This window comes from Roseateles agri, assembly GCF_034043675.1.
Taxonomy (GTDB): domain Bacteria; phylum Pseudomonadota; class Gammaproteobacteria; order Burkholderiales; family Burkholderiaceae_C; genus KK5.
Map to the genome: position 1 here is coordinate 424030 of NZ_JAXCLA010000004.1, position 21864 is coordinate 445893.

General features: G+C 68.8%; 19 protein-coding genes. 9 read left to right on the top strand and 10 right to left on the bottom strand.

All coding sequences use genetic code 11. The annotated features are described in order from the left end of the window. Window positions 1–47: 47 nt before the first annotated feature. Complete coding sequence (locus tag SNE35_RS13915) at window positions 48–1025, bottom strand: DMT family transporter (RefSeq protein ID WP_320423516.1); 978 nt, start codon at window positions 1023–1025, stop codon at window positions 48–50. Between the two features lie 65 nt (window positions 1026–1090). Between SNE35_RS13915 and SNE35_RS13920 the strand changes: the two genes are divergently transcribed. After that, a complete protein-coding gene (locus SNE35_RS13920; RefSeq protein WP_320423517.1) occupies window positions 1091–2011 on the top strand; it encodes a LysR family transcriptional regulator in 921 nt (306 codons plus the stop codon). Between the two features lie 4 nt (window positions 2012–2015). On the opposite strand, the gene SNE35_RS13925 is transcribed toward SNE35_RS13920, so the two are convergent. Together SNE35_RS13925 and ligA are read right to left on the bottom strand one after the other, a co-directional pair. Beyond that, entirely contained in the window at window positions 2016–2828 is an 813-nt protein-coding gene (locus SNE35_RS13925; RefSeq protein WP_320423518.1) for a hypothetical protein, read from the bottom strand. Between the two features lie 161 nt (window positions 2829–2989). After that, window positions 2990–5029: an NAD-dependent DNA ligase LigA gene (gene ligA, locus SNE35_RS13930; protein ID WP_320423519.1), complete on the bottom strand. Its 2040-nt coding sequence runs from the start codon at window positions 5027–5029 to the stop codon at window positions 2990–2992. Window positions 5030–5060: 31 nt separating this feature from the next. Here ligA and SNE35_RS13935 point away from each other — a divergent pair, with 31 nt between their 5' ends. Beyond that, complete coding sequence (locus tag SNE35_RS13935; RefSeq protein WP_320423520.1) at window positions 5061–6290, top strand: multidrug effflux MFS transporter; 1230 nt, start codon at window positions 5061–5063, stop codon at window positions 6288–6290. On the opposite strand, the gene SNE35_RS13940 is transcribed toward SNE35_RS13935, so the two are convergent. Continuing rightward, window positions 6196–7155 (bottom strand): LysR family transcriptional regulator, encoded by a 960-nt coding sequence (locus tag SNE35_RS13940; protein WP_320423521.1) that lies wholly within the window; start codon window positions 7153–7155, stop codon window positions 6196–6198. The genes SNE35_RS13935 and SNE35_RS13940 overlap by 95 nt on opposite strands. 101 nt (window positions 7156–7256) lie before the next feature. Between SNE35_RS13940 and SNE35_RS13945 the strand changes: the two genes are divergently transcribed. Further along, the gene (locus SNE35_RS13945) at window positions 7257–8024 is read left to right on the top strand and encodes an SDR family NAD(P)-dependent oxidoreductase (RefSeq protein WP_320423522.1); all 768 of its coding nucleotides are present in this window, start codon (window positions 7257–7259) and stop codon (window positions 8022–8024) included. 49 nt (window positions 8025–8073) lie between these two features. Then, window positions 8074–8448: a GFA family protein gene (locus SNE35_RS13950; protein WP_320423523.1), complete on the top strand. Its 375-nt coding sequence runs from the start codon at window positions 8074–8076 to the stop codon at window positions 8446–8448. Window positions 8449–8454: 6 nt separating this feature from the next. On the opposite strand, the gene paeA is transcribed toward SNE35_RS13950, so the two are convergent. Further along, complete coding sequence (paeA, locus tag SNE35_RS13955; RefSeq protein ID WP_320423524.1) at window positions 8455–9741, bottom strand: polyamine export protein PaeA; 1287 nt, start codon at window positions 9739–9741, stop codon at window positions 8455–8457. Between the two features lie 148 nt (window positions 9742–9889). Here paeA and SNE35_RS13960 point away from each other — a divergent pair, with 148 nt between their 5' ends. Next, on the top strand, window positions 9890–11443 hold the full coding sequence (locus SNE35_RS13960) for a methyl-accepting chemotaxis protein (protein WP_320423525.1): 1554 nt from the start codon (window positions 9890–9892) through the stop codon (window positions 11441–11443). Window positions 11444–11445: 2 nt separating this feature from the next. On the opposite strand, the gene SNE35_RS13965 is transcribed toward SNE35_RS13960, so the two are convergent. Together SNE35_RS13965 and SNE35_RS13970 are read right to left on the bottom strand one after the other, a co-directional pair. After that, window positions 11446–12753: a toll/interleukin-1 receptor domain-containing protein gene (locus SNE35_RS13965; RefSeq protein ID WP_320423526.1), complete on the bottom strand. Its 1308-nt coding sequence runs from the start codon at window positions 12751–12753 to the stop codon at window positions 11446–11448. A gap of 112 nt (window positions 12754–12865) precedes the next feature. Continuing rightward, window positions 12866–13702, bottom strand: coding sequence for an isocitrate lyase/PEP mutase family protein (locus SNE35_RS13970; protein WP_320423527.1), 837 nt, complete (start codon window positions 13700–13702; stop codon window positions 12866–12868). Between the two features lie 99 nt (window positions 13703–13801). Here SNE35_RS13970 and SNE35_RS13975 point away from each other — a divergent pair, with 99 nt between their 5' ends. Both SNE35_RS13975 and SNE35_RS13980 read left to right on the top strand, forming a co-directional pair. After that, window positions 13802–14416: a 2OG-Fe(II) oxygenase gene (locus tag SNE35_RS13975; protein ID WP_320423528.1), complete on the top strand. Its 615-nt coding sequence runs from the start codon at window positions 13802–13804 to the stop codon at window positions 14414–14416. Window positions 14417–14465: 49 nt separating this feature from the next. Next, entirely contained in the window at window positions 14466–15620 is a 1155-nt protein-coding gene (locus SNE35_RS13980; RefSeq protein WP_320423529.1) for an FAD-dependent oxidoreductase, read from the top strand. 5 nt (window positions 15621–15625) lie between these two features. On the opposite strand, the gene SNE35_RS13985 is transcribed toward SNE35_RS13980, so the two are convergent. The 3 genes from SNE35_RS13985 to smc are packed head-to-tail and all read right to left on the bottom strand — an operon-like array spanning window position 15626 to window position 20804. After that, entirely contained in the window at window positions 15626–16201 is a 576-nt protein-coding gene (locus SNE35_RS13985) for a TMEM175 family protein (protein ID WP_320423837.1), read from the bottom strand. 20 nt (window positions 16202–16221) lie between these two features. Continuing rightward, entirely contained in the window at window positions 16222–17292 is a 1071-nt protein-coding gene (locus tag SNE35_RS13990; protein WP_320423530.1) for a cell division protein FtsZ, read from the bottom strand. Then, window positions 17289–20804 carry a chromosome segregation protein SMC gene (gene smc, locus SNE35_RS13995; RefSeq protein WP_320423531.1) on the bottom strand — a complete coding sequence of 1172 codons (3516 nt, stop codon included), beginning with the start codon at window positions 20802–20804 and terminating at the stop codon, window positions 17289–17291. The genes SNE35_RS13990 and smc overlap by 4 nt, the downstream gene beginning before the upstream one ends. A 187-nt stretch (window positions 20805–20991) precedes the next feature. Here smc and queF point away from each other — a divergent pair, with 187 nt between their 5' ends. Both queF and SNE35_RS14005 read left to right on the top strand, forming a co-directional pair. After that, window positions 20992–21423, top strand: coding sequence for a preQ(1) synthase (gene queF, locus SNE35_RS14000; RefSeq protein ID WP_320423838.1), 432 nt, complete (start codon window positions 20992–20994; stop codon window positions 21421–21423). Between the two features lie 13 nt (window positions 21424–21436). After that, window positions 21437–21862: an SET domain-containing protein gene (locus SNE35_RS14005; protein WP_320423532.1), complete on the top strand. Its 426-nt coding sequence runs from the start codon at window positions 21437–21439 to the stop codon at window positions 21860–21862. Window positions 21863–21864 lie beyond the last annotated feature (2 nt).

The window sequence follows — 21864 nt, forward strand, 5'->3', positions numbered from 1 at the left end:
CTCCGTTGAGCGCATTCCCGGAAGCTCCGGGCGCGCGTGCGCTTAGTTCAGCACAAATCGGGAGTCCGGTGGCGGCCGTCAGGTAAAGATGAGTGCGAAGCTGTAAGCGCCGCTTCGCTCAGGTCCTTGCCGTCCTGGCTGCCCATTTCAGGCCGCAGCGTCGCCCAGAGCGCCGCCAGCACGATCAGGCCGCCGCCCAGCCAGCCTATGGCGCTCAGGCGTTCACCCAGCCACAGGACCGCGAACAGCGCACCGAAGGCCGGCTCGCTTCCCATCAGCAGGGCCACACGGCTGGGCGCGCTGTGCTTGAGCGCCCAGTTCTGCGCGAAGAAGGCGAACACCGTGCAACCAGCCACCAGGTAGACCGTGGCGATCCAGAACGCGCCAGCCCCGGGCAGTTCGGGCAGCTTCGGCAAGCCGCTCGGCGTGGCCAAGGCGAGCAGCAGGCAGCCCAGCGCGATCACACCCGACTGCACCGCGGTCAAAGCCAGCGCCGACACCTCGCGGCGGCGGGTGAGCCGGGCCGTCTGGCAGACGGTCACGGCCCGCAGCACGGCGGCGAGCAGCATCAGGCCATCACCCCCATTCAGCCGACCGAAGCCGCCGCACAGCAACGCCACGCCCGCGAACGAGACTCCGGCGAAGCCGAACAAGGCCAGCACCGGCCGCCGGCCAAGCAGCGCCCATTCGGCGAACGGCGTGAACACCACGCACAGGCTGATCAGGAAGGCCGCGTTGCTGGCCTGCGTGTGCGCGACGCCGAAGGTCTCGCACAGGAAGATGCCCAGCATCAGCGCCCCCAGCGGCAGGCCGATGCGCAGCGCATCGCGCCGCTGGGCAGCGCTTGCCCGCAGCAGCGCAGGCATCAGCAGGACGAAGGTGATGCCGAAGCGCAGCGCCAGGAAGCCCAGCACCGGATAGAAGCTCAGGGCCAGCTTGGCCACGCCATAGCTGGTGCCCCAGACCGCCGCCACGGCCAGCAGGGTCAGGTCGGACAGGCGAAGAAGGCGGTGTGATGCAGACATGACGGCATTGTTCATTCAACCGCTGCTATTGATAATCCATAGAATCTATCCAGCACTTGTGCGCCATGAGCATCAATACCGCCTTGAACTCCCTGACCGACATGGCCGTGTTCGCCCGTGTCGTGGAAGCGGGCAGTTTCTCGGCGGCAGCGCGGGAGCTGGGCATTGCGCCTTCGGCGGCCAGCCGGCAGGTGGCGCGGTTGGAGGGCGTGCTGCGCGTGCGGCTGCTGGAGCGCACCACCCGCAAGCTGCGCCTGACGGAAGCCGGCACAGCGGCCTACAGCCGCTGCCAGGCCATGATGGGCGCGGCGCGCGAGGTGATGGCCTTGAGCGACAGCCAAGCGGCGACGCCTCGCGGACTGGTGCGCGTGAGCATGCCCAAGGCCATCGGCCGCCAGGTGATCCATCCGCTGATGGCCGATTTCCTCGCCAAGTATCCCGAGGTGGATGTGCAGTTGGTCATCACCGACCGGCAGGTCGACCTGTTCGAGGAATCCGTCGACCTCGCGCTGCGCATCACCGAGACCCCGCCTGCCGGCCTGGCCGGGCGGCCGCTGATGCGGATGCGGCACCTGGTCTGCGCCTCGCCGCGCTACCTGGCCCGGCGTGGCAGGCCCGCGCACCCGCAAGACCTCGCCGACCACAGCTGCCTGTACCTGGGCGAGGTAGATTCAGACCGGCAATGGCGCTTCCGGCGCGGGGGCGAGCAGGCCAGCATCAAGGTCAGCGGGCGCTACGTGGCCAACCACAGCGAAGTGCGGCTGGAGGCAGCCCTGGCCGACCTCGGCATCGCCAGCCTGCCCGAATTCACCGCGCGCGCGGCACTGGCCAGCGGCGCGCTGGTGGAGGTGCTGTCCGACTGGGAGCACCTGACCGACTACGCCGGCCTGTGCTGGCTGCTCTATCCCTCCAACCGCTTCCTGCCGGCCAAGGTGCGGGCGTGGGTCGACGAGGTGGTGGCAGCCTGCGAGGCTGGCCGGATCTGAACGGTCAGGCCAGGATCGCCAGCAGGTTGCCGGTGGGCTGGTAGGGCAAGGTGTGGCCAGTGCCCGAGTCGCTGCCGCCGAGGTTCTGCTGCAGGGCCAGCAGGAACTGCTGCAGCGTCGGGGTGCTGCCGTCGGCCGAGGTCGAATCCGAAGAATCGCCCCCGGTCAGGCGATCAAAGGCATCCTGCAACGCGGACGGCGCCGTGCCGTTCGCCGCGTCGGCGGCCAGGCTGCCCAGCGCGTCGGACAGGCCGTGCCCGCTGCCGTGCCGGGCCTCGCTGCGCACCGCCTGGAACAGCGCGTGCATCAGCGCATGCAGGTCGGCGCGGGAGGCGGACGGAGCGGTGTCGGTGTCGCCATCGGTATTGGGGACGGGCGACGTCGATGCCGCGGGAGTCTTGATCGGAGTCGTCGTCTCCGGCTCGTCGGTGGTGGCAACCGGCTGGGTGGTCACCGGCGTGGTGGTGGTCGGCGCGGAGCCGCCCGTCGTCGTGTTCACGGCCGGGTTGGCGCCGGTGCTCGTCGTGATGGTGATCGTGATGGTGGTCGTCGTCGTGGTACCGGTCGACGTGCCGCCCGACGAACCACCATCCCGCCGGCCGCCGACGCTGATGCCGAGCTGGTCCAGCGTCTGCCGCAGCGCCTGCCCCAGGCCGCCGGCGCGGTCGCGGCGGTGGCCGTGCGAATGCCCGCCCTGCACCGAGTTGTCACCATCGTCGTAGGCCCGGCGGCGCTCCGAGGACGCGCCGGAGGCATCGGTGGTCTGTCGAATCGGCATGAACGAATCCAGCCGTTGTCCCACATCGAGCAGCATCATGGTGGACGCTCCTGGCGAGGCTGTTGATCGAACGAAGACAGAGGCCGGCCGTCACGCCTCGCATCGGCAACGGCGGCACCTGTCTCGTTTATCGGCAGCCACCCGCTGCTACTTGCCAGCAAAGTTGTGAACTTTTGCTACGAGCCTTGTTACGAGCTTCGTCAGGAGAGCGCCTGCAGCAGCTCGCGCAGCCCCGCCTCGTCCAGCACCGCCACGCCCAGCTCGCGCGCCTTGTCGAGCTTGGAGCCGGCCTCCTCGCCGGCGATCACGTACGTCGTCTTCTTGGACACCGAGCCGCTGACCTTGCCGCCCGCCGCCTCGATCAGCTCCTTGGCCTCGTCGCGCGACAGGGTCGGCAAGGTGCCGGTCAGCACCAGCGTCTTGCCCAGCAGCGGGCGCGGGCCGACGTTGGCATTGGCGCCCTCGCCTTCCGCCCAGTGCAGGCCGGCCGCGCGCAGCTGCTCGACGACCTCGACGTTGTGCGGCTGCGCGAAGAAGGTGTGGATGCTGGCCGCGACGATGGGGCCGACGTCGTTGACCTCCAGCAGTTCCTCGATGCTGGCCTTCATCAGCTTGTCCATCGAGCCGAAGTGGCGCGCCAGGTCTTTGGCCGTGGTCTCGCCGACCTGGCGGATGCCCAGGCCGTAGAGGAAGCGTGCCAGGGTCGTGCTCTTGCTCTCCTCCAGCGCGTCGACGATGTTCTGCGCGCTCTTCTCGGCCATGCGCTCCAGCGCGGCGAGCTTGGCCACGCCCAGCTTGTAGAGGCCCGGCAGGCTGGTCACGATGCCGCCGTCCACGAGCTGGTCCACCAGCTTGTCGCCCAGGCCTTCGATGTCCAGCGCGCGGCGGCCGGCGAAGTGCAGCATCGCCTGCTTGCGCTGCGCCGGGCAGAACAGGCCGCCGGTACAGCGGTAGTCGATGCCGCCCTTCTCGCGCTCGGCCTTGCTGCCGCAGATGGGGCAGGTGCGGGGCATGTGGAAGTTCGGCACGTAGGCCGCGTGTTCGGTGGCGACCTTGCCGACGATCTCCGGGATCACGTCGCCGGCGCGGCGCACGATCACCGTGTCGCCGATGCGCACGCCCTTGCGGCGCAGCTCGAACACGTTGTGCAGGGTCGCGTTGCTGACCGTCGTGCCGCCGACGAACACCGGCTCCAGCTTGGCCACCGGCGTCAGCTTGCCGGTGCGGCCGACCTGGATCTCGATGCCGTTGAGCCGCGTCAGTTGCTCCTGCGCCGGGTACTTGTGCGCCACCGCCCAGCGCGGCTCGCGAGTGACGAAGCCGAGCTTCTGTTGCAGCTCGCGGCTGTTGACCTTGTAGACGATGCCGTCGATGTCGAAGGGCAGCGAGTCGCGCTTCTCGCCCATGGCCTTGTGAAAGGCGACGAGCCCTTCGGCGCCTTGCACCACCGCGCGGTCATCGCTCACCGGCAGGCCCATCGCCGCGAACGCATCGAGCATGGCGCTGTGCGTGGCCGGGATGTCCCAGCCCTGCACATCGCCCAGGCCGTAGGCGAAGAAGGACAGCGGCTTCTTCTTCGCCTGAGCCGGGTCGAGCTGGCGCACCGCGCCGGCCGCCGTGTTGCGCGGGTTGACGAAGGTCTTCTCGTTGGCGGCGAGTTGCCGCTCGTTGAGCGCCTCGAAATCGTCGCGGCGCATGTAGACCTCGCCGCGCACTTCCAGCATCGGTGCCGTTACGCCCTTCAGGCGCAGCGGGATCTGGCCGATCGTGCGGATGTTCTGCGTCACGTCCTCGCCGGTCTCGCCGTCGCCGCGGGTGGCGGCCTGCACCAGCCGGCCGTTCTCGTAGCGCAGGTTCATCGCCAGGCCGTCGAACTTCAGCTCCGCCGCGTACTCGACTGGCGGCTCGCCCTCGCCCAGCGCGAGTTCCTTGCGCACCCGCGCGTCGAAGGCGACAGCGCCGTTGGCCGTGGTGTCGGTCTCGGTGCGGATACTCAGCATCGGCACCACATGCCGCACCGGCGTGAAGCCGGGCAGGATCTGGCCGATCACGCGCTGCGTCGGCGAATCGGGCGTCAGCAGCTCCGGCTGCGCGGCCTCGATGGCCTGCAGCTCCTGGAACAGCTTGTCGTACTCGGCATCGGGCAGGGCCGGTTGGTCGAGCACGTAATACAGGTGGGCGTGGTGGTTTAGCAGTTCGCGCAACTCGGCGGCGCGGTCTTGGATGGACGTCGGACTCATGAGTGCAATTGTGGCCTGGGAGAATGCCTGCATGACCTCACGCCTATTCAAGATGGCCCTCGTGCTGGGCCTGCTCTCCGCCATCGGCCCCTTCGCCATCGACATGTACCTGCCGGCGCTGCCGGCGATCGGCCAGGCGCTGAACGCCGACGGCGCCAGCGTGCAGATGAGCCTGACGGCCTTCTTCATCGCCATCGGCCTCGGCCAGCTGCTGTACGGCCCGGTGTCGGACATGGTGGGCCGCAAGCCGCCGCTGTACTTCGGCCTGCTGCTGTTCGCGGCCTGCTCCATCGGCTGCGCGCTGACCTCGGACGTGCACCTGCTGATCACGCTGCGCTTCTTCCAGGGCATGGGCGCGGCGGCCGGCATGGTGATCCCGCGTGCGATCGTGCGCGACCTGCACACGGGCACCGAGGCGGCGAAGCTGATGTCGCTGCTGATGCTGGTGTTCAGCGTCTCGCCGATCCTGGCGCCGCTGACCGGCAGCGCGGTGATCGCCGCCTTCTCGTGGCGCGGCGTGTTCTGGGCAGTGACGATCGCCGCCGCGGCGGGCATCGTGATGATGGCCACCGTGCTGGCCGAGACCCGCGGCCCCGAGGAGCGGCAGGAAAGCAGCCTCGGCGGCGCACTGCGCGGCTACTGGCTGCTGCTGCGTGACCGCCACTTCATGGGTCTGGTGCTGATCGGCAGCTTCGCGATCAGCGGCTTCTTCATCTATCTGGCCAACTCGCCCTTCGTGATGATCGGCCACTACGGCCTGACGCCCACGCAATACAGCCTCGCCTTCGCGCTGAACGCGGCCTCCTTCATCGGCGTCTCGCAGCTGTGCGGCAAGCTGGGCGAGCGCTTCGGCATGGTGCCCGTCGTCAAGGTCGCGGCCAGCGCCTGTGCGCTGGTGGTGCTGGCGCTGCTGGGCTACTTCCTGGCCGGCGGCGACAGCCTGGCCGTGCTGATCGTCGGCTACCTGGTGGCCAGCGCCTTCATGGGCCTGGTGATTCCGCTGACCTCGGTGCTCTCGCTGGAGGAGCACGGCGAGCTGGCCGGCACCGCCTCCGCCCTGCTCGGCACCGTGCAGATGCTGACCGGCGCGGTGCTGATGGCGGCCAGCGGCCCCTTCATCCAGGGCAAGCCGCTGCCGATGGTGATGGGCATGTTCGCCGGCGCGCTCATCGCGCTCGTGCTGACCTGGCTGACCTTGAGCGGGCCGGCCGCGGCGGCGCGGGTGGCAGGGTCGAAGCCGCTTCCAGGTGCTGCGAAATGACGGCGGCCAGCCAGTCCATCACCACCCGCACCCGCCGCGAGAGGTTGCGCCGGTTGGCGTAGACCAGATTCAGCGGCATCGCCGGCGCCGGGTGCTGCGGCAGCACTTCCACCAGTTGCCCCTGTGCCAGCAGTTCCGCCACGCCGGCCACGGGCACCTGGATCAGGCCCAGCCCGGCCAGGCAGGCGGCCTGGTAGGCATCGGCGTTGTTGACCGTCACCGCACCGGTCATCGCAATGGCCGGGCCGTCCTCACGCTCGAAACCGACGGGTCGCGCGCCCAGCGTGCCGGCGTAATGCACCAACAGGTGACTTGACAGATCGCCCAGCGCCTTCGGCACGCCATGGCGCTTCAGGTAGGCGGGGCTGGCGCAGTTGGCCATGCGCATCTGGGCCAGCGGCCGCGCGATCAAGCTGGCATCGCCCACCGGGCCGGCGCGCACCACGCAGTCGAAGCCCTCGCGCACCAAGTCCACGCGGCGCTCGGTGCTGCTCACTTCCAGCTCCAGCAGCGGATGCTCGGCCAGCAGCTCGGGCAGGCGCGGCAGCACCGCGTTTCTGGCCAGGCCGGTCGTCATGTCCACCCGCACGCGGCCGGCCAGACCGCCCTGCTGCTGGAACATCGTCGTCAGCTCGTCGATGTCGTCCAGCAGGTCCTTGCTGCGCTCGTAGAAGGCCTGGCCGTCCTGCGTCAGCTGTACCTTGCGCGTCGTGCGGTGCAGCAGCCGCGTGCCCAGGTGCGCCTCCAGCGCCTGCACGGCGGTGGAGGCCGCCGCCTTCGGCAGCCCGAGGCTGGTGGCTGCCTGGGTGAAGCTGGCCAGCTCCGCGACGCGGTGGAAGGTCTGGATCTGTGTGATCAGGCTCATGGCATTGGTCTTGAATTCCAGAACAGATAAATCGAATTCTCGTTCTTTATCAGTTCTGGATCGATCAATAAAGTTCGGTCCATCGCAACGAGGAGATCACCGTGAGCCAAGCAACTTCCACCATCACCCTGATCACCGGCGGCAGCCGCGGCCTGGGCCGCAATGCCGCGCTGCATGTCGCACGCGGCGGCGGCGACGTGATCCTGACCTATCGCAGCCACCGCGGCGACGCCGAGAGCGCCGTGGCCGAGATCGAGAAGCTGGGCCGCAAGGCCGTGGCCCTGCAACTGGACACCGGCGACAGCGCCAGCTTCGCCGCCTTCGCGGAAAGCCTGAAGAAGGCGCTGGCCGAGACCTGGCAGCGCGAGCGCTTCGACCACCTCGTCAACAACGCCGGCATCGGCATGCACGCCAGCATCGCCGAGACGACCGAGCAGGTCTTCGACGAACTGGTGAACATCCACTTCAAGGGCGTGTTCTTCCTGACCCAGAAGCTGCTGCCGCTGATCAACGACGGAGGCCGCATCATCAACATCTCGTCGGGCCTGGCCCGCTTCGCCCTGCCCGGCTACGCCGCCTACGGCGCGCTGAAGGGTGCCGTCGAGGTGCTGACGCGCTACATGGCCAAGGAACTGGGCCCTCGCGGCATCGCCGTCAACGTGGTCGCCCCCGGTGCCATCGAGACCGACTTCGGCGGCGGGCGCGTCCGCGACAACGCCGACCTGAACGCCTTCGTCGCCGGCATCACCGCCCTGGGCCGCGCCGGCAAGCCCGACGACATCGGCGGCGTGATCGCCTCGCTGCTGCAGCCGGCCAATGGCTGGATCAATGCGCAGCGCATCGAGGCGTCTGGCGGGATGTTCCTCTGACCTACTGAACTTATGCTCCGGGCTGGACACCACCAGCCAGGAGCATTCAGTGAACGACGAAGCCATCCTCCAAGGCAGTTGCCACTGCGGCGCCGTCCGCCTGACACTGCCCGACTTGCCCGAGACGGCAACGCGCTGCAACTGCTCGCTGTGCCGCCGGGTCGGAGGCACCTGGGCCTACTACGGCTTCGGCAGCGTACGGATCGAGGGCCACCCGCAGAACACGGCGGAGTACGTCCAGGGCGACCGGACCTTGCGCACGATCCGCTGCAAGACCTGCGGCGTCGTCACGCATTGGGAACCGATGGAGTCCGAGGCCGGGGCTCGGCATGGGGTGAACCTGAACAACTTCGATCCGAAGCTGCTGGAAGCGGTGCGGGTGCGGCGCTTCGACGGCGCGGATACCTGGACCTTCCTGGACTAGCCTCGCCTACGTCGGCACTCTGGTAATCATGACCTGGTCGACGCGGTACTGGTCGACGTCCACCACCTCGAAGCGCCAGCCTTCCCACACGACCTGATCGGTGCGCTTGGGGATGCGGCGGAGCATCACCATCAGGAAGCCGGCCAGGGTGTCGTACTGGCCGGGATGGGGCAGCGCCTCGAGTTCCAGCGCTCGCTTCACGTCGGGGATCGGCGTGATGCCGTCGGCGAGGAAAGATCCATCCTCGCGGCGGACGATCTGCTGTTCCTCGTCATCGGTGGCGACGAGGCTGCCCATCACGGTGCTCATCACGTCGTTCAGCGTGATCACGCCCACCACCAGGCTGTACTCGTTGACGATCACCGCGAAGTCCTCGTGGGCGTGGCGGAACTGGCCCAGCACTTCGGACAGGGTCAGACGGTCGGGCACGATCAGCACCTTCTTCACCAGGCCCGGCGCGCGCAGGTCGATCGGCTCCTCGCGCAGCACGCGCTGGAACAGGTCGGTGGCGTCCACATAGCCGGTGACCTGGTCGATCTCGCCGGCGCAGACGAGGTAGGTGGAATGCGGCTCCGCGGCGATGCGGGTGCGGATCAGCGCGTCGTCGTCGTCCTGCGCGAAGTAGACGATGCGCTCGCGCGTGGTCATGGCGCTCTCCACGCGCCGCGTGTCCAGCTCGAAGATGTTCTCGATCGCCTGCTGCTCGGCGTCGTCGACCACACCGGCCTCGTTCCCTGCCTCGGCCAGCGCGAGGATGTCATGGTGCGTGATCGTGTTGTCGCGCTCGGCCGGGCGGCCCATCAGGCGGATCAGCGCGCCGGTCAGCGCCGAGAGCGCCCAGGCCAGTGGCTTCAGCACCAGCACCAGGCCCAGCATCGGCCCGACGACGACGACGGCCATCCGCTCCGGTTCATTCATCGACAGCCGCTTAGGCACCAGGTCCGCCAGCACGATGAACAGCGTGGTGATGCTGATGAAGGACAGCGCGAACGCCGCGTCCTGCGCCTGCTGCACCGGCAGAAAGCGCAGCAGCAGCGCCTCGAAGCTCGGCGTCAGCGCGCCCTCGCCGACCACGCCGGCCAGGATGGCCAGGGTGTTGATGCCGATCTGGATCACCGTGAAGTAATGGCCCGGCTGCTCCTGCACGGCCATCACCTGGTCGGCGCGCGCATCGCCCTCGTCGGCCATCTGCCGCAGCTTCAGGCGGCGCGAGGCGGCCAGCGACAGCTCGGCGGTGGAGAAGAAGGCGCTGAGGGCGATCAGCAGGAAGATCAGCAGCAGGCTTGTGCTCAAAAGCGACCTCGGAGTGGTGGACCACGGAGTTTAGGCCCCGGCCGCGCAGGCCCCTGCCTGCCGACAATCCGCTGAAAAAAGGCGTTATGTTTTTCCCAGCGCCATGCTATTTTCCTCACGCCGGATACGACAAAGGGAGGGAATAGACATGTCATTTCTTTCGAACCTGCGCGTTGGCCCCCGACTGGGCCTGGGCTTCGGAGCCTTGCTCCTGCTGGTACTGGGCATGGGCCTGTTCGCCGCGGATCGCGTCGACCAGGTGCAGGGCAGCGTCAGCGCCCTCTCCCAGCGCTGGCTGCCCGGCACGCAGCAACTGGCGGCGATGAACGAGGCGCTGAACCAGATGCGCCGGGCCGAGTTGCAGCTGATGCTGGGCGGCGGCGAGAAGGCCTACGCCGACGAAAGCGCCCGCATCGCCCGCCAATGGGAACTGATGCCCGGGCTGCAGAAGGACTACGAGGCGACGCTGGTCGACTCGGCGCTGGAGCAGAAGGCCAGCGAGCTGAAGGCCGCCATCGAGAGCTACCGCACCACGCAGCCCAGGCTGCTCGCCCTGGTGCACGAAGGCAAGGCCGAGGACGCGCTGGCCTACCTGCGCGGCGATTCGCGCAAGGCCTTCCGCTCCACCACCGACGCCATGGCCGCGCTGAAGGATCTCAATGACCAGGGCGTCGCCCGCGCTGATGCCGACGCCAGCGCGAGCTACCGCTCGGTGCTGTGGGGCATCTGGCTGACGGCGGGCATTGCCGTGGCGCTGGGCGGCGTGATCGCCGCGCTGCTGACGCGTTCGATGACGGTGCCGCTGGGCCTGGCCGCGGCGGCGGCCCACCGCATCGCCGGCGGCGACCTCAGCGCGCGGGTCCAGACCAGCCGTGGCGACGAGCTGGGCGACCTCCTACGCGCGCTGGGCCGGATGCAGGAAGCCCTGAACCTGTCGGTGGGCACGGTCAAGCTCAGCGCCGACAGCATCGCCTCGGCCAGCGCCGAGGTGTCCAGCGGCGGGCATGACCTGTCGACGCGCACCGAGCAGGCCGCCTCCAGCCTGCAGCAGACCTCGGCCGCGATGCAGCAGGTCACCGACACCGTGCGCCAGAGCGCCGACGCGGCCCGCCAGGCCCACACCTTGGCCGATGCCGCCAGCGGCGTGGCGGTGCGCGGCGGCGAGGTGGTGGCGCGCGTGGTGACGACGATGGAAGGCATCCAGGCCACCTCGCGCCGCATCGGCGACATCATCGGCGTGATCGACGGCATCGCGTTCCAGACCAACATCCTCGCCTTGAACGCGGCCGTCGAGGCCGCCCGCGCCGGTGAGCAGGGCCGCGGCTTCGCCGTCGTCGCCTCCGAGGTGCGCACGCTGGCCCAGCGCAGCGCCCAGGCGGCGCGCGAGATCAAGGCGCTGATCTCACGCTCGGTCGAGGAGGTGGACGGCGGCGTGCACCTGGTTGCCGATGCCGGCGCGACGATGGAGGAAGTCGTCGGCGCCGTGCGGCGCGTCGGCGGCCTGATCGGCGAGATGTCCCGCGCGATCCAGCAGCAGACGCAGAGCCTGGGCGAGGTCAACACCGCGATCGGCCATCTCGACGGCATGACGCAGCAGAACGCGGCGCTGGTGGAGGAATCCGCCGCCGCTTCCGAATCGCTGCGCGACCAGGCGGCGCGGCTGACGGAGGTGGTGGGCCGGTTCCGGCTGCAGGGGGCCTGAGCTCAGTACAGGTCGCCCACCGCGAAGTCGAACTGGCGCGCGATCAGGCTCAGCCAGCGCGCGTTGTTGACGAGCAGGCCCTTCAAGGTGGCAGCGGGCTCTCCGCCCTGCGGCTGCGCCAGCTCGCGCAGCCTGGCGGTCAGCTCCTGGTACTCCTGGCTGCAGGCATTCACCTCGTCCCGCAGGCCGCGCTGGAAGGCGCCGTAGAAGCGGCCCAGTCCTGCATCGCCGCTGCGCTCGAAGTCTTCCTGCATGCGCTGGTAGCCGGCAAGTACCTCCTGCACCAGCTGTGCGCGGCGCTCGGCCGTAGGCTGCCGGAAGGCGGCCTCCTGGTAGCGCGGCTCCAGGATCTCCCAGCGCGCCACGAAGATGTGCCGCACCAGTTGCACCAGGTAGGCCAGGTCCGGCGGCGCCGCCTGCGGAAAGGTCCAGCCGAGCATCGGCCGCAGCCGCTCGATGCCGGCCGACACGAAGATCACCGATAGCTCCTGGATCCGGCCATCGGTCACCGCCGCGCGCACGATGATCGGCAGGTGCACGCCGCTGGCGGCGCGAAACGGCGGCAGCGCCGGCGGCAAGGCGCCGGTGGGCATGCCCGGCAGCGCGGCGCGCAACTCGTCGAGCCACTCGGCATGCTCGGAGACCGTGCGCCGCAGCGTCGCCCAGGACGCAACCGAGGCATCGCTGAGCCCGACCAGGCCGAGGCCTTCGGCATTGCCCTGGATCGTCGAGCGGTCGAGGTCGACCAGGCCGTCCGCGCCATAGCTGAGCGAGAAGACGATGCGCCGGTCGTAGAACATCTCGCGCACGCGCGCCTTGGCGAACTGCCCGGCCAGCACCTTGCAGACATCGCGGGCACGGGCATGGAAGTCCGACGCGGGGTTGCCGACCTCGGGATTCAGGGCGAGGTGGTCGCTGAACCGCCCCTCGACGAAGAACTCGCGCAACATCTTGAACAGGCCGCCTTCATCGGCCCGGTAGGCCTGGTCCGGCTGGAAGGCCGGCGGCGGGCGCTGGATGTCGGTGTTCATCAGACAGACGGCGGGCTTCTCCGTGGCGTGAAAACGGCCCAGCTCGTAGTTGCACCAGCCCATGTCCATGCCCTCGTGCGGATAGAGCAGCAGGAACAGGTCCGCGGCGCGCACATTGGTCTCGATCCACTTGCGCCAATCGGTGCCGCCGGGCATGTCGGCGCTCAGCCGCACGTCGATGTGGTGCTCATCGCGCTCCAGCGACTGCAGCGACAGCTTCAGCTTGTGCGCCAGGTCGACGTACTTGCTGTTGTGGCTCAGGAACAGCTTCAGGTCCATCGCCGCCTCCCTTGGCGACGGAAATCGCCGCTGGCAATGACTATAGGAAGCGGGTTTCGGCAGTTCCAGCCAGCACGTTCACATAACTCGTCACTTCAGCGGATAGCGGTGACTAATCACCTCCGAGCAGGCGGTTCAGTTCACCACCCGCCGCCGCGCCATCGAAGGCATCGAAGCGCCCCGTCTCGGCCAGTCCCTTGGCTGCGCGCAGGAAGCCGCCCCAGGCAGAACGCGCCAGCGCGCCGCCGACGCTGATGCGGCGCACGCCCATCGCCGCGACGTCGGCCACGCTGAACTCGCTGGTCGTGCCGATCAGCAGGTTCACCGGCTTAGGCGCCACCGCGGCGACCACGGCCTCGATATGCGCGCGGGTGCGCAGGCCGGGGGCGTAGAGGCAGTCGGCACCGGCCGCGGCATAGGCCTTCAGGCGGGCGATCGTGTCGTCAAGGTCGGGCCGGCCGTGCAGGAAGTTCTCGGCCCGGCCGACCAGCAGCACGGCGCCACTCGCGGCAGCCTCGCCGTCGATCGCCGCGCGGGCGGCGCGCAGCCGGGCGAGCGCGTCGTCCAAGCTGCGGATCGGCGCGGCGGGGTCGCCGCTGGCATCCTCGATCGACAGGCCGGCCACGCCGGTGGCGACGGCCATGCGCACGCTCTCGGCCACGCCCTCGGGCGTATCGGCATAGCCGCTCTCGAAATCGGCGTTGACGGGCAGGTCCGTCGCCTCGGCCAGCTCGCGCAGGTGGGCCAGCACGGCGTCGCGCCCCATCTGCCCGTCCGCATGGCCGCGCGACCAGGCGAAGCCCGAACTGGTGCTGGCCAGCGCCTGGAAGCCCAGGCCCTGCAGCAGCTTCGCGCTGCCGATGTCCCAGGGGTTCGGGATGACGAAGCAGCCCTGCTGGTGGAGCTGGTGGAAGCGCTCGCGCCTGTCCTTGACGCTGATGAGGTTCATCGTTAGGGTCTCCTGTCCTTGTCGAAGACAGCTTAGCGTCATGGCGGCGTCAAACCCTTCGGCTAGCCTCGAAACATTTCATCTGCAAGGACGGAAGCGGTGGCTGTCATTCACGGGCGCGATGCGCTCAGCGAGAGCACGTTGGAGCGGTTGCTCCAGTACCTCGAGGAACGGCGCAAGCAGCCGGTCTGGAACACCAATATCAACCTCTGGGACCAGGGCATCGTCCACGCCAGCGCGCCGGTGCTGGTGCATCCGATCGAGCAGAGCTTCTCGAACGACCTGCTGGCCGAGCTGCATGCGCGCGGCAAGCTGCCCTACCTGCACCAGGGCGAGACGGTGATGTTCTATGCCTGGCCGCCGGGCAGCTACATCCCCTGGCACAGCGACTTCGTCGACAAGTACTCGATGACGGTCTACCTGAACCGCGAGTGGAACCCCGACCACGGCGGCGCCTTCTGCTGGCAGGACTGGGGCGTGGGCATCGAGCGACACGACTGGTCGGGCCCGCCGGTGCAGAGCCAGATGATCCGGCCGCGCCACAACGCCTATGCGCTGATGACCGACACCGAGTGGCATTGCGTCACCGCGACGACGAGCAACGCGCCGGCACGGCTGACCTTGCAGTTGTTCCTGCCGCGCCCGGCGCCGCCGATGGCTGCGCCGCCGAAACCCGGCTCCTCCGGGGCATCGATGGCGAGCATGGGCCCCTGACACATCGGAATGGGACCGGCCGCGCGCGCTCGCGTATAAAACGGCCTCAATGAAACGACGCCACCTGCTTCGCGCTGCGCCGGCCCTGCTGGCCGGTGCCTCCGCCCTCGCCCAGGCCGACACCGAGTCGCCGCAGCAACCAGTCCGCTTCGCGCCCTCGCGGTCCGCCACGCTCGCGCCCGTGCGCGCCAGCGCCGACCGGCTGATCGACATCGAGGTCTGCACCCGCCCGTTCCGCCCGCAGGGACCGCGCATCGAGGCACAGCAGCTGCACGGCAAGCATGTCGTCCACCACTACGGCCACGGCGGCAGCGGCTGGTCGCTGTCCTGGGGCTCCGCGCGCGTGGCGCTGCCGCTGATCCTGGCCGACAAGCCGCGGCGCATCGCCGTGATCGGCTGCGGCGCGATCGGCCTGACGACGGCGCGCGTGGCGCAGGACGCCGGTCTGAAGGTGCGCATCTACTGCAAGGAACGGCCGCCCGAGGTGGCCTCCTCGCGCGCCACCGGCCTGTGGACGCCGGACTCGCGCATCTGCGCCGCCGAGCACGCCACGCCGGCCTTCCGCCAACGCTGGGAGTGGATGGCGCGCAGCGGCTTCCGCACCTACCAGAGCCTGCTGGGTATCGCCGGCGAGCCGGTGCAATGGCGCGACGGCTACGTGCTGTGGAACGACGACCAGCCCGGCAGCGAACCGCCTGGCGAGCCCGACTACCCGGACCTCTACACGCAGATCCCCGACCTACGCCCGCGCCCGGTGAACCTGCAGCCGCACGAGCATCCGTTCAAGGTGCAGCACGCGCGGCGCATCACGCAGATGGTGTTCAACCTGGCGAGCTACCAGCGTCTGCTGCTGGAAGACTTCCTGCGCAACGGCGGCGAGATCGTCCACCAGGAATTCGCCAACGCGCGCGAACTGGCGCGGCTGCCGGAGCGCACGATCGTCAACTGCACCGGCTATGGCGCGCGGGCACTCTTCGGCGACGAGACGCTGGTGCCCGTGCGCGGCCAGACCGCCCGGCTAATCCCGCAGCCGGAGGTGGACTACATGGTGTTCTGGCGCGGCCACAACCTGTCGATGGTGCCGCGCTCGGACGGCCTGCTGGTGCAGTCGCAAGGCGAGCACGACTTTGGCAATGCCGATGCGAGCATCGACCGCGCGCAGTCGGTGGCGGCAGTCGAGCGACTAGCCGAGTTGTTCGGCTGACGTGCTCATTCGTGCAGGGACCGCTCGATGCGGCGGTCCGGCACCAGCCACAGCAGCGCGGCCAGGCCGTACAGCAGCATCCCGCCCACGTTCCAGTAGCAGCTCAGCACGATGCCGCCGACGTACAGCACTGGCGAGATCTTGCCCTTCCAATCGCCGCCGAGCGCCGTCTTCAGCGCCGACTCCGCCCCCTGCGCATTGACGATCGCGCGCTGCAGGAGCCAGTAGGCCACGGCGCTGGCCAGCAGCACGCCGCCATACATCGCCGAAGGCAAGGCGGCGAAGTGGTTCTCGCCCATCCAGCCGGTGACGAAGGGCAGCAGCGAGAGCCAGAACAGCAGGTGCAGGTTGGCCCACAGGATGCCGCCGTTCACGCTCGTACAGGCGTGCAGCAGGTGGTGGTGGTTGTTCCAGTAGATGCCGACGTAGACGAAGCTCAGCACGTAGCTGAGGAACACCGGGATCAGCGGCGCCAGCGCCTCGATCGAGTCGCCGTGCGGCACCTTCATCTCGAGCACCATGATCGTGATGATGATCGCGATCACGCCATCGCTGAACGCCTCCAGCCTGCCTTCGCCCATCGCCATCGCCGTGCTCCCGATCAGCTGAACAAGCGCCTCGCTGCCAGCGAGCCGGCCGGCACATCGCGTGCGGCCAGGGCATCGTAAAGCCCGTTCAGTTCCTGGCCGATCGCTGCGAAGGCGTGCAGAGACAAGACATGGCCCCGGTCGTCACAGATTTCAGCTTCAATGTCGCGCGAGAGGCCACGCGCGGCCTCCTGCCAGGCTGCGAAGGGCTCCAGCGTGGCCGGCGTCTGCGGCACGTCCAGCGACAGCACCAGCTCGCGCAGCGGCGACTGCTGCGGGTTCTCGGCCAGCGCGGCCTGCGCGTCGAACGACAGGATCAGGATCGGCGGCGCGCCCTCCTCGGCCGCCGGCAGCACCAGCCGGCCGGGAATGGCGCCGGGCACGAAACCGTGCTTGGCGGCCATCTGCAGTACGAAGCCGAGCGTCCAGGCCACCGTGCGCGGGCGCAGCACCATGGCGAGCTGCGCGTCGTGCGCACCGGCGAACTGGTCCAGCTCGCGAGCGCCGGCCACCACTTCCAACATATCCGGGAACTGCGCGAACGCGCCGATGCCTTCGGCAAAGGCCTGGATCTTCTGCACGAACTCCGAGTACTCGATCTCGTTCAGCGCGCCACTGCGGTTGGCGATCTGCACGCCGGCCTGGAACTCGCCGTAGCGCTGGCCCGGCGAAGGCAGTTCCCAGTCGCCGCTCTCGGCATTCAGGCCCTCGATGTGGAAGGGCTTGGTGCCGGCACGACGGCTCGGCGGCAGGTGCTGCAGCGCCATCTCGCCGCTGACCGGCGATTCGAGCGTGACCATCGCGATCGCATCGATCAGCGCATCGATGCGGGCCGAGGGCTTGCGCGGCAGGCGCGGAGCGGCCGGCGGTGCACCGGGTTCGGCCGCAACGGGCGGCTCGCTGCCATCCAGTTCGGGCGCCAGCCCCGGCTCCACCCGCTCGCCCTGCCCGTCGAGCTGCGGCTCGACCTGCGGCTGCTGCACGGCCTGCCGCGGCCCGGCCTTGCGCGCCGTCCAGGCGCCGTGGCCGATCACCGCAGCCAGCACCAAGCCGCCAAGAATCGCCAGCATCACAGTAAGGGTCATGCCAGCTCCGCCATGCTCAAGGCCTTGTCCATGTCCACCGCCACGATCCGCGACACACCCTGTTCCTGCATCGTCACCCCAATCAGTTGTTGTGCCATTTCCATGGCGATCTTGTTGTGCGAGATGAAGAGGAACTGCGTTCCCGCGCTCATCTCGGCCACCAGCTTCGCGTAGCGCTCGGTGTTGGCGTCGTCCAGCGGCGCGTCCACCTCGTCGAGCAGGCAGAACGGCGCCGGGTTCAGCTGGAAGATCGCGAACACCAGTGCGATCGCCGTCAGCGCCTTCTCGCCGCCCGAGAGCAGGTGGATCGTCGAGTTCTTCTTGCCCGGCGGCTGCGCCATCACCTGCACGCCGGCGTCGAGGATCTCGTCGCCCACCATCGTCAGCTTGGCCTGCCCGCCGCCGAACAGCACCGGGAACATGCGGCCGAAGTGCTCGTTCACCTGGTTGAAGGTGGCGGCAAGCAGGTCGCGCGTTTCCAGGTCGATCTTGTGGATCGCGTCCTCCAGCGTCTTCATCGCGGAGCTGAGGTCGGCGCACTGCGCGTCGAGGAAATTTTTGCGCTCGCGCGAGGCGGTCAGTTCGTCCAGCGCGGCGAGGTTGACGGCACCGAGCGCGGCGATCTCGCGGTTGATGCGGTCGATCTCGCCCTGCAGGCCGTAGAGCTTCACCGCGCCCTCCTCGATCGACTTCGCCAGCGCTTCGAGGTCCACCTCGGCCGCGACGAGCTGTTCCATGTACTGCGCACCGCCGAGCTGGGCCGCCTGCTCTTCCAGCTGCAGCTTGGTCAGGCGCTCGCGCAGCGGGTCGAGGCTGCGCTCGAACGTCAGGCGCTGCTCGTCGGCCTTGCGCAGTCGCATCGTCAGGTCGTCGTAGCCGCTGCGCACGGCGGCCAGCGCCTGCTCGCGCTCCATCTTCATCGCCAGCGCGTCCTGCAGGCCGGCCTGGGCGGCGGCATCGTTCAGCGTCTCCATCTCGCGCTGCAGGCTCTCCGCGGACGCGGCGTTGGTCTGCTGCTGCTGGACGGCCGTCTCGATCGAGCGCTGCAGTTCGCCGCGGCGCGCGGCGCGCTCACGGGCGCTGAACTGCGATTCCTGGGCGCGGCGCTCCAGCGCGCGGAGCTGCTCGCGGGCCTCGGCGAGCTTGCGCTCGGCGGCGATCACGCCGTCTTCCAGCTCCGCATGGCGCTCCTGCGTGTTGCCGAGCTGGATGTCGAGTTCCTCGAAGCGGGCCTCGCCGGTGGTGCGGCGTTCCTGCAGTTCCTCGGCCTGGGCATCGATCTCGGCCAGTTCCTCTTCGAGCTGCGTGCGGCGGCTGGACGCGGCTTCGGCCTGCTGGGACAGGCGCAGCAGCTCGACGTGGAGCTGATGCGCGCGGGTCTGCGTCTCACCGGCCTCGCGGCGCAATGCCACGAGGCGCTGCGAGGCCTCGGTGTAGCCGGCCTCGGTGCGGATCAGCTGGCTCTTCGCTTCTTCGGCAATCAGTTGCTGGGCGCGGAGCTCCAGCACCAGGTGTTCGATCTCCTGCGCGCGGGCCAGCATGCCGGCCTGCTCGGAGTCGGGCGCGTAGAAGCTGACGGCGAACTGGCTCACCGCATGGCCCTCGGGCGTCATGATCAGCTCGCCATGGGTCAGCTTGGCGCGGTCGGCCAGCGCGGCGTCCATCGAGGGCGCGGTGTACACGCCTTCGAGCCAGTCGTTCAGCAGGGCCTTCAGGCCGGCGTCGTTGAGCAGCAGCAGGTCGCTGAGCTTCTCCAGCGTTTCGTGCGTGTTGACGATGCCGGCCGGCGGCGGCGAGTAGAAGGCCAGGCGCGCGGGCGGTGCGTCCTGCGCGAAGGCGCGCACCGTCTCCAGGCGGCCGACTTCCAGCGCGCCCATCCGCTCGCGCAGCGCGGCCTCCAGCGCGTTCTCCCAGCCGGTCTTGACGTGCAGCCGGGTCCACAGGCCCTGCAGGCCGTCGAGCCCGTGCTTGGCCAGCCAGGGCTTGAGCTTGCCTTCGGTCTGGACCTTTTCCTGCAGCGCGCGCAGCGCGTCGAGCCGGGCGCTCAGCGCGGATTGCTTGCCCAATTGAGCGTTGGCATCGTCCTGCGCGGCGCGGCGGGCGTCCTCCATCGCCGGCACCTGCTCGGACAGTTCGGCGAGCCGCGCGTCGGCCATGTCGCGTGCCTCGTCGGCGGCCTCGCTCTGCTGCTTCAGCTCGGCCAGGCGTTCGGCCTCAGGCGCGGCCAGGCCCTGGCGCTCGGTGGCCAGGCGCTCGCGGCGCGTGCGGAGCTGGCGCGACTGTTCGTCGATATTGCGGCTGTCGGCGGCCAGCACCTGGATCTGCTGCTGCACCTGGGTGACCATCGCGCGCTGTTCGTTCGCCCTCGCCTGGGCGGCGCGCACGGCGTCTTCCGCGTTGGGCAGGTTCATCGCCTGCTCTTCGGCCTGGGCCGCGAGGATCTCGCTCTGCTCCTCGGCGGTGGCGATCAGCTCGGCGATCGTCTCCATCTCGGCCTGCGCGGCCAGCGAGCGCTCCTGCCACTGCTCGTTCTGCGCCTTCAGCTCCACCAGCCGCGCCTCGACGCGCTGGCGGCCTTCGACCACGTAGCGGATGCGCTCCTCCAGGCGGCTCACCTCGAGCTGCGCCTCGGCATAGCGGCCCTGCGAGGCGTGCAGCTCGTCGCCGGCGGCGTAGTGGGCCTGGCGGATCGTCTCCAGCTCGGCCTCCACCTGGCGCAGATCCGCCACGCGCGACTCCAGCGCGTTGACGGCCTCCAGGTGCTCGGCCTTCACGCGCGCAGCCTCGCCGGTCGCGTCGCGGTGCTTCAGGAACCAGAGCTGATGCAGCTTCAAGGTGCCGGCGTCCTGCAGGTTGCGGTAGCTGGCTGCCACCTCGGCCTGCTTCTCCAGCTTCTCGAGGTTGTTGTTCAGCTCGCGCAGGATGTCGTCGACGCGGGTCAGGTTCTCGCGCGTGTCCTTCAGCCGGTTCTCGGTCTCACGGCGGCGTTCCTTGTACTTGGAGACGCCGGCGGCCTCCTCGAGGAACATGCGCATCTCTTCCGGCTTGCTCTCGATGATGCGGCTGATCGTGCCCTGGCCGATGATCGCGTAGGCGCGCGGGCCCAGGCCCGTGCCGAGGAACACGTCCTGCACGTCGCGGCGGCGCACCGGCTGGTTGTTGATGAAGTAGCTGCTGGAGCCGTCGCGCGTCAGCACGCGCCTGACGGCGATCTCGCTGAACTGGTTCCACTGGCCACCGGCGCGGGCGTCCTCGTTGCTGAAGACCAGTTCCACGCTGGCACGGCTGGCGGGCTTGCGGTTGCCGGAGCCATTGAAGATGACGTCCTGCATCGATTCGCCGCGCAGCTCGCTCGCCTTACTCTCGCCCAGCACCCAACGAACGGCGTCCATGATGTTGGACTTGCCGCAGCCATTCGGGCCCACGACGCCGACCAATTGCCCGGGCAACTGAAACACGGTGTGTTCGGCGAAGGACTTGAAGCCGGAGAGCTTGATCGAGTTAAGCCGCATTAGTGGCGCATCTAAGCCATTGATTTATCTGCAAAAAAGCCCCTTCGCAGGGGCTTCGTGACTGGCCGGATGATAACATTCGCGCCCTCTGAAATTGAGCACCATCATGGCCAAGTCCACCCCTACAAAAACCACCAAGACCGCATCCAAGACTGCCTCGAAGGCCGCCGCACCCAAGATGCGCGAAATGCCGCCGAACCCGCCCTCGGCGCCGAGCAAGGAACTGCACGTCTTCCCCAACCCGGCGCCCGAGCGCGACTACCTGATCCAGTTCCAGGTGCCCGAGTTCACCTGCCACTGCCCGCTGACCGGCCAGCCCGACTTCGCCCACTTCGTGATCGACATGATCGCGGACCAGCGCTGCATCGAGCTGAAGAGCCTGAAGATGTACTTCTGGAGCTATCGCAACGAAGGCGCTTTCCACGAGAAGGTGACCAACACCATCATGGAAGACATCATCAAGGTCACCGACCCGCGCTACATCCGCATCACCGCCAAGTGGTACGTGCGCGGCGGCATCTACACCAACATCGTCACCGAGCACCGCAAGAAGGGATGGAAGCCGGCACCGAAGGTGGACCTGCCTTCGTTCGCGATGGAAACCGGCCTGATCAAGTAAGCAAGCAGGCCACTTGCCGATCGACGCCGACTTTGCCAACACGCTTGTCGCCCTGCGCATCGCGCGCAGCCGCATCGATGGCTACGGCGTGTTCGCGGCCGAGGCGGTCAGTGCAGATCGCAAGTTAGGTGAGCTGACTGGCGAGGCCATCACCGTGGCCGAGGCGCGGCGGCGGGCCCAGGGCCGGCAGCGGATCATGATGGTGGAGCTGTCGGCCAGCCGCGCCGTCGACGCGACTCGCTCGGCCGACCCGCTGCGCTTCACCAACCATTCCTGCCAGCCGAACGCACGCATCGGCGTCGAGGCCGGTGCGATCGAGTTCTTCGCCCTGCGCGACATCGAGGCCGGCGAAGAGCTGACCGTGGACTACGGCCAGACCCATCACGAAGGGCGGCTCGCCTGCCGCTGTGGTCAGCCGGGCTGCATCGGCTGGCTATGATT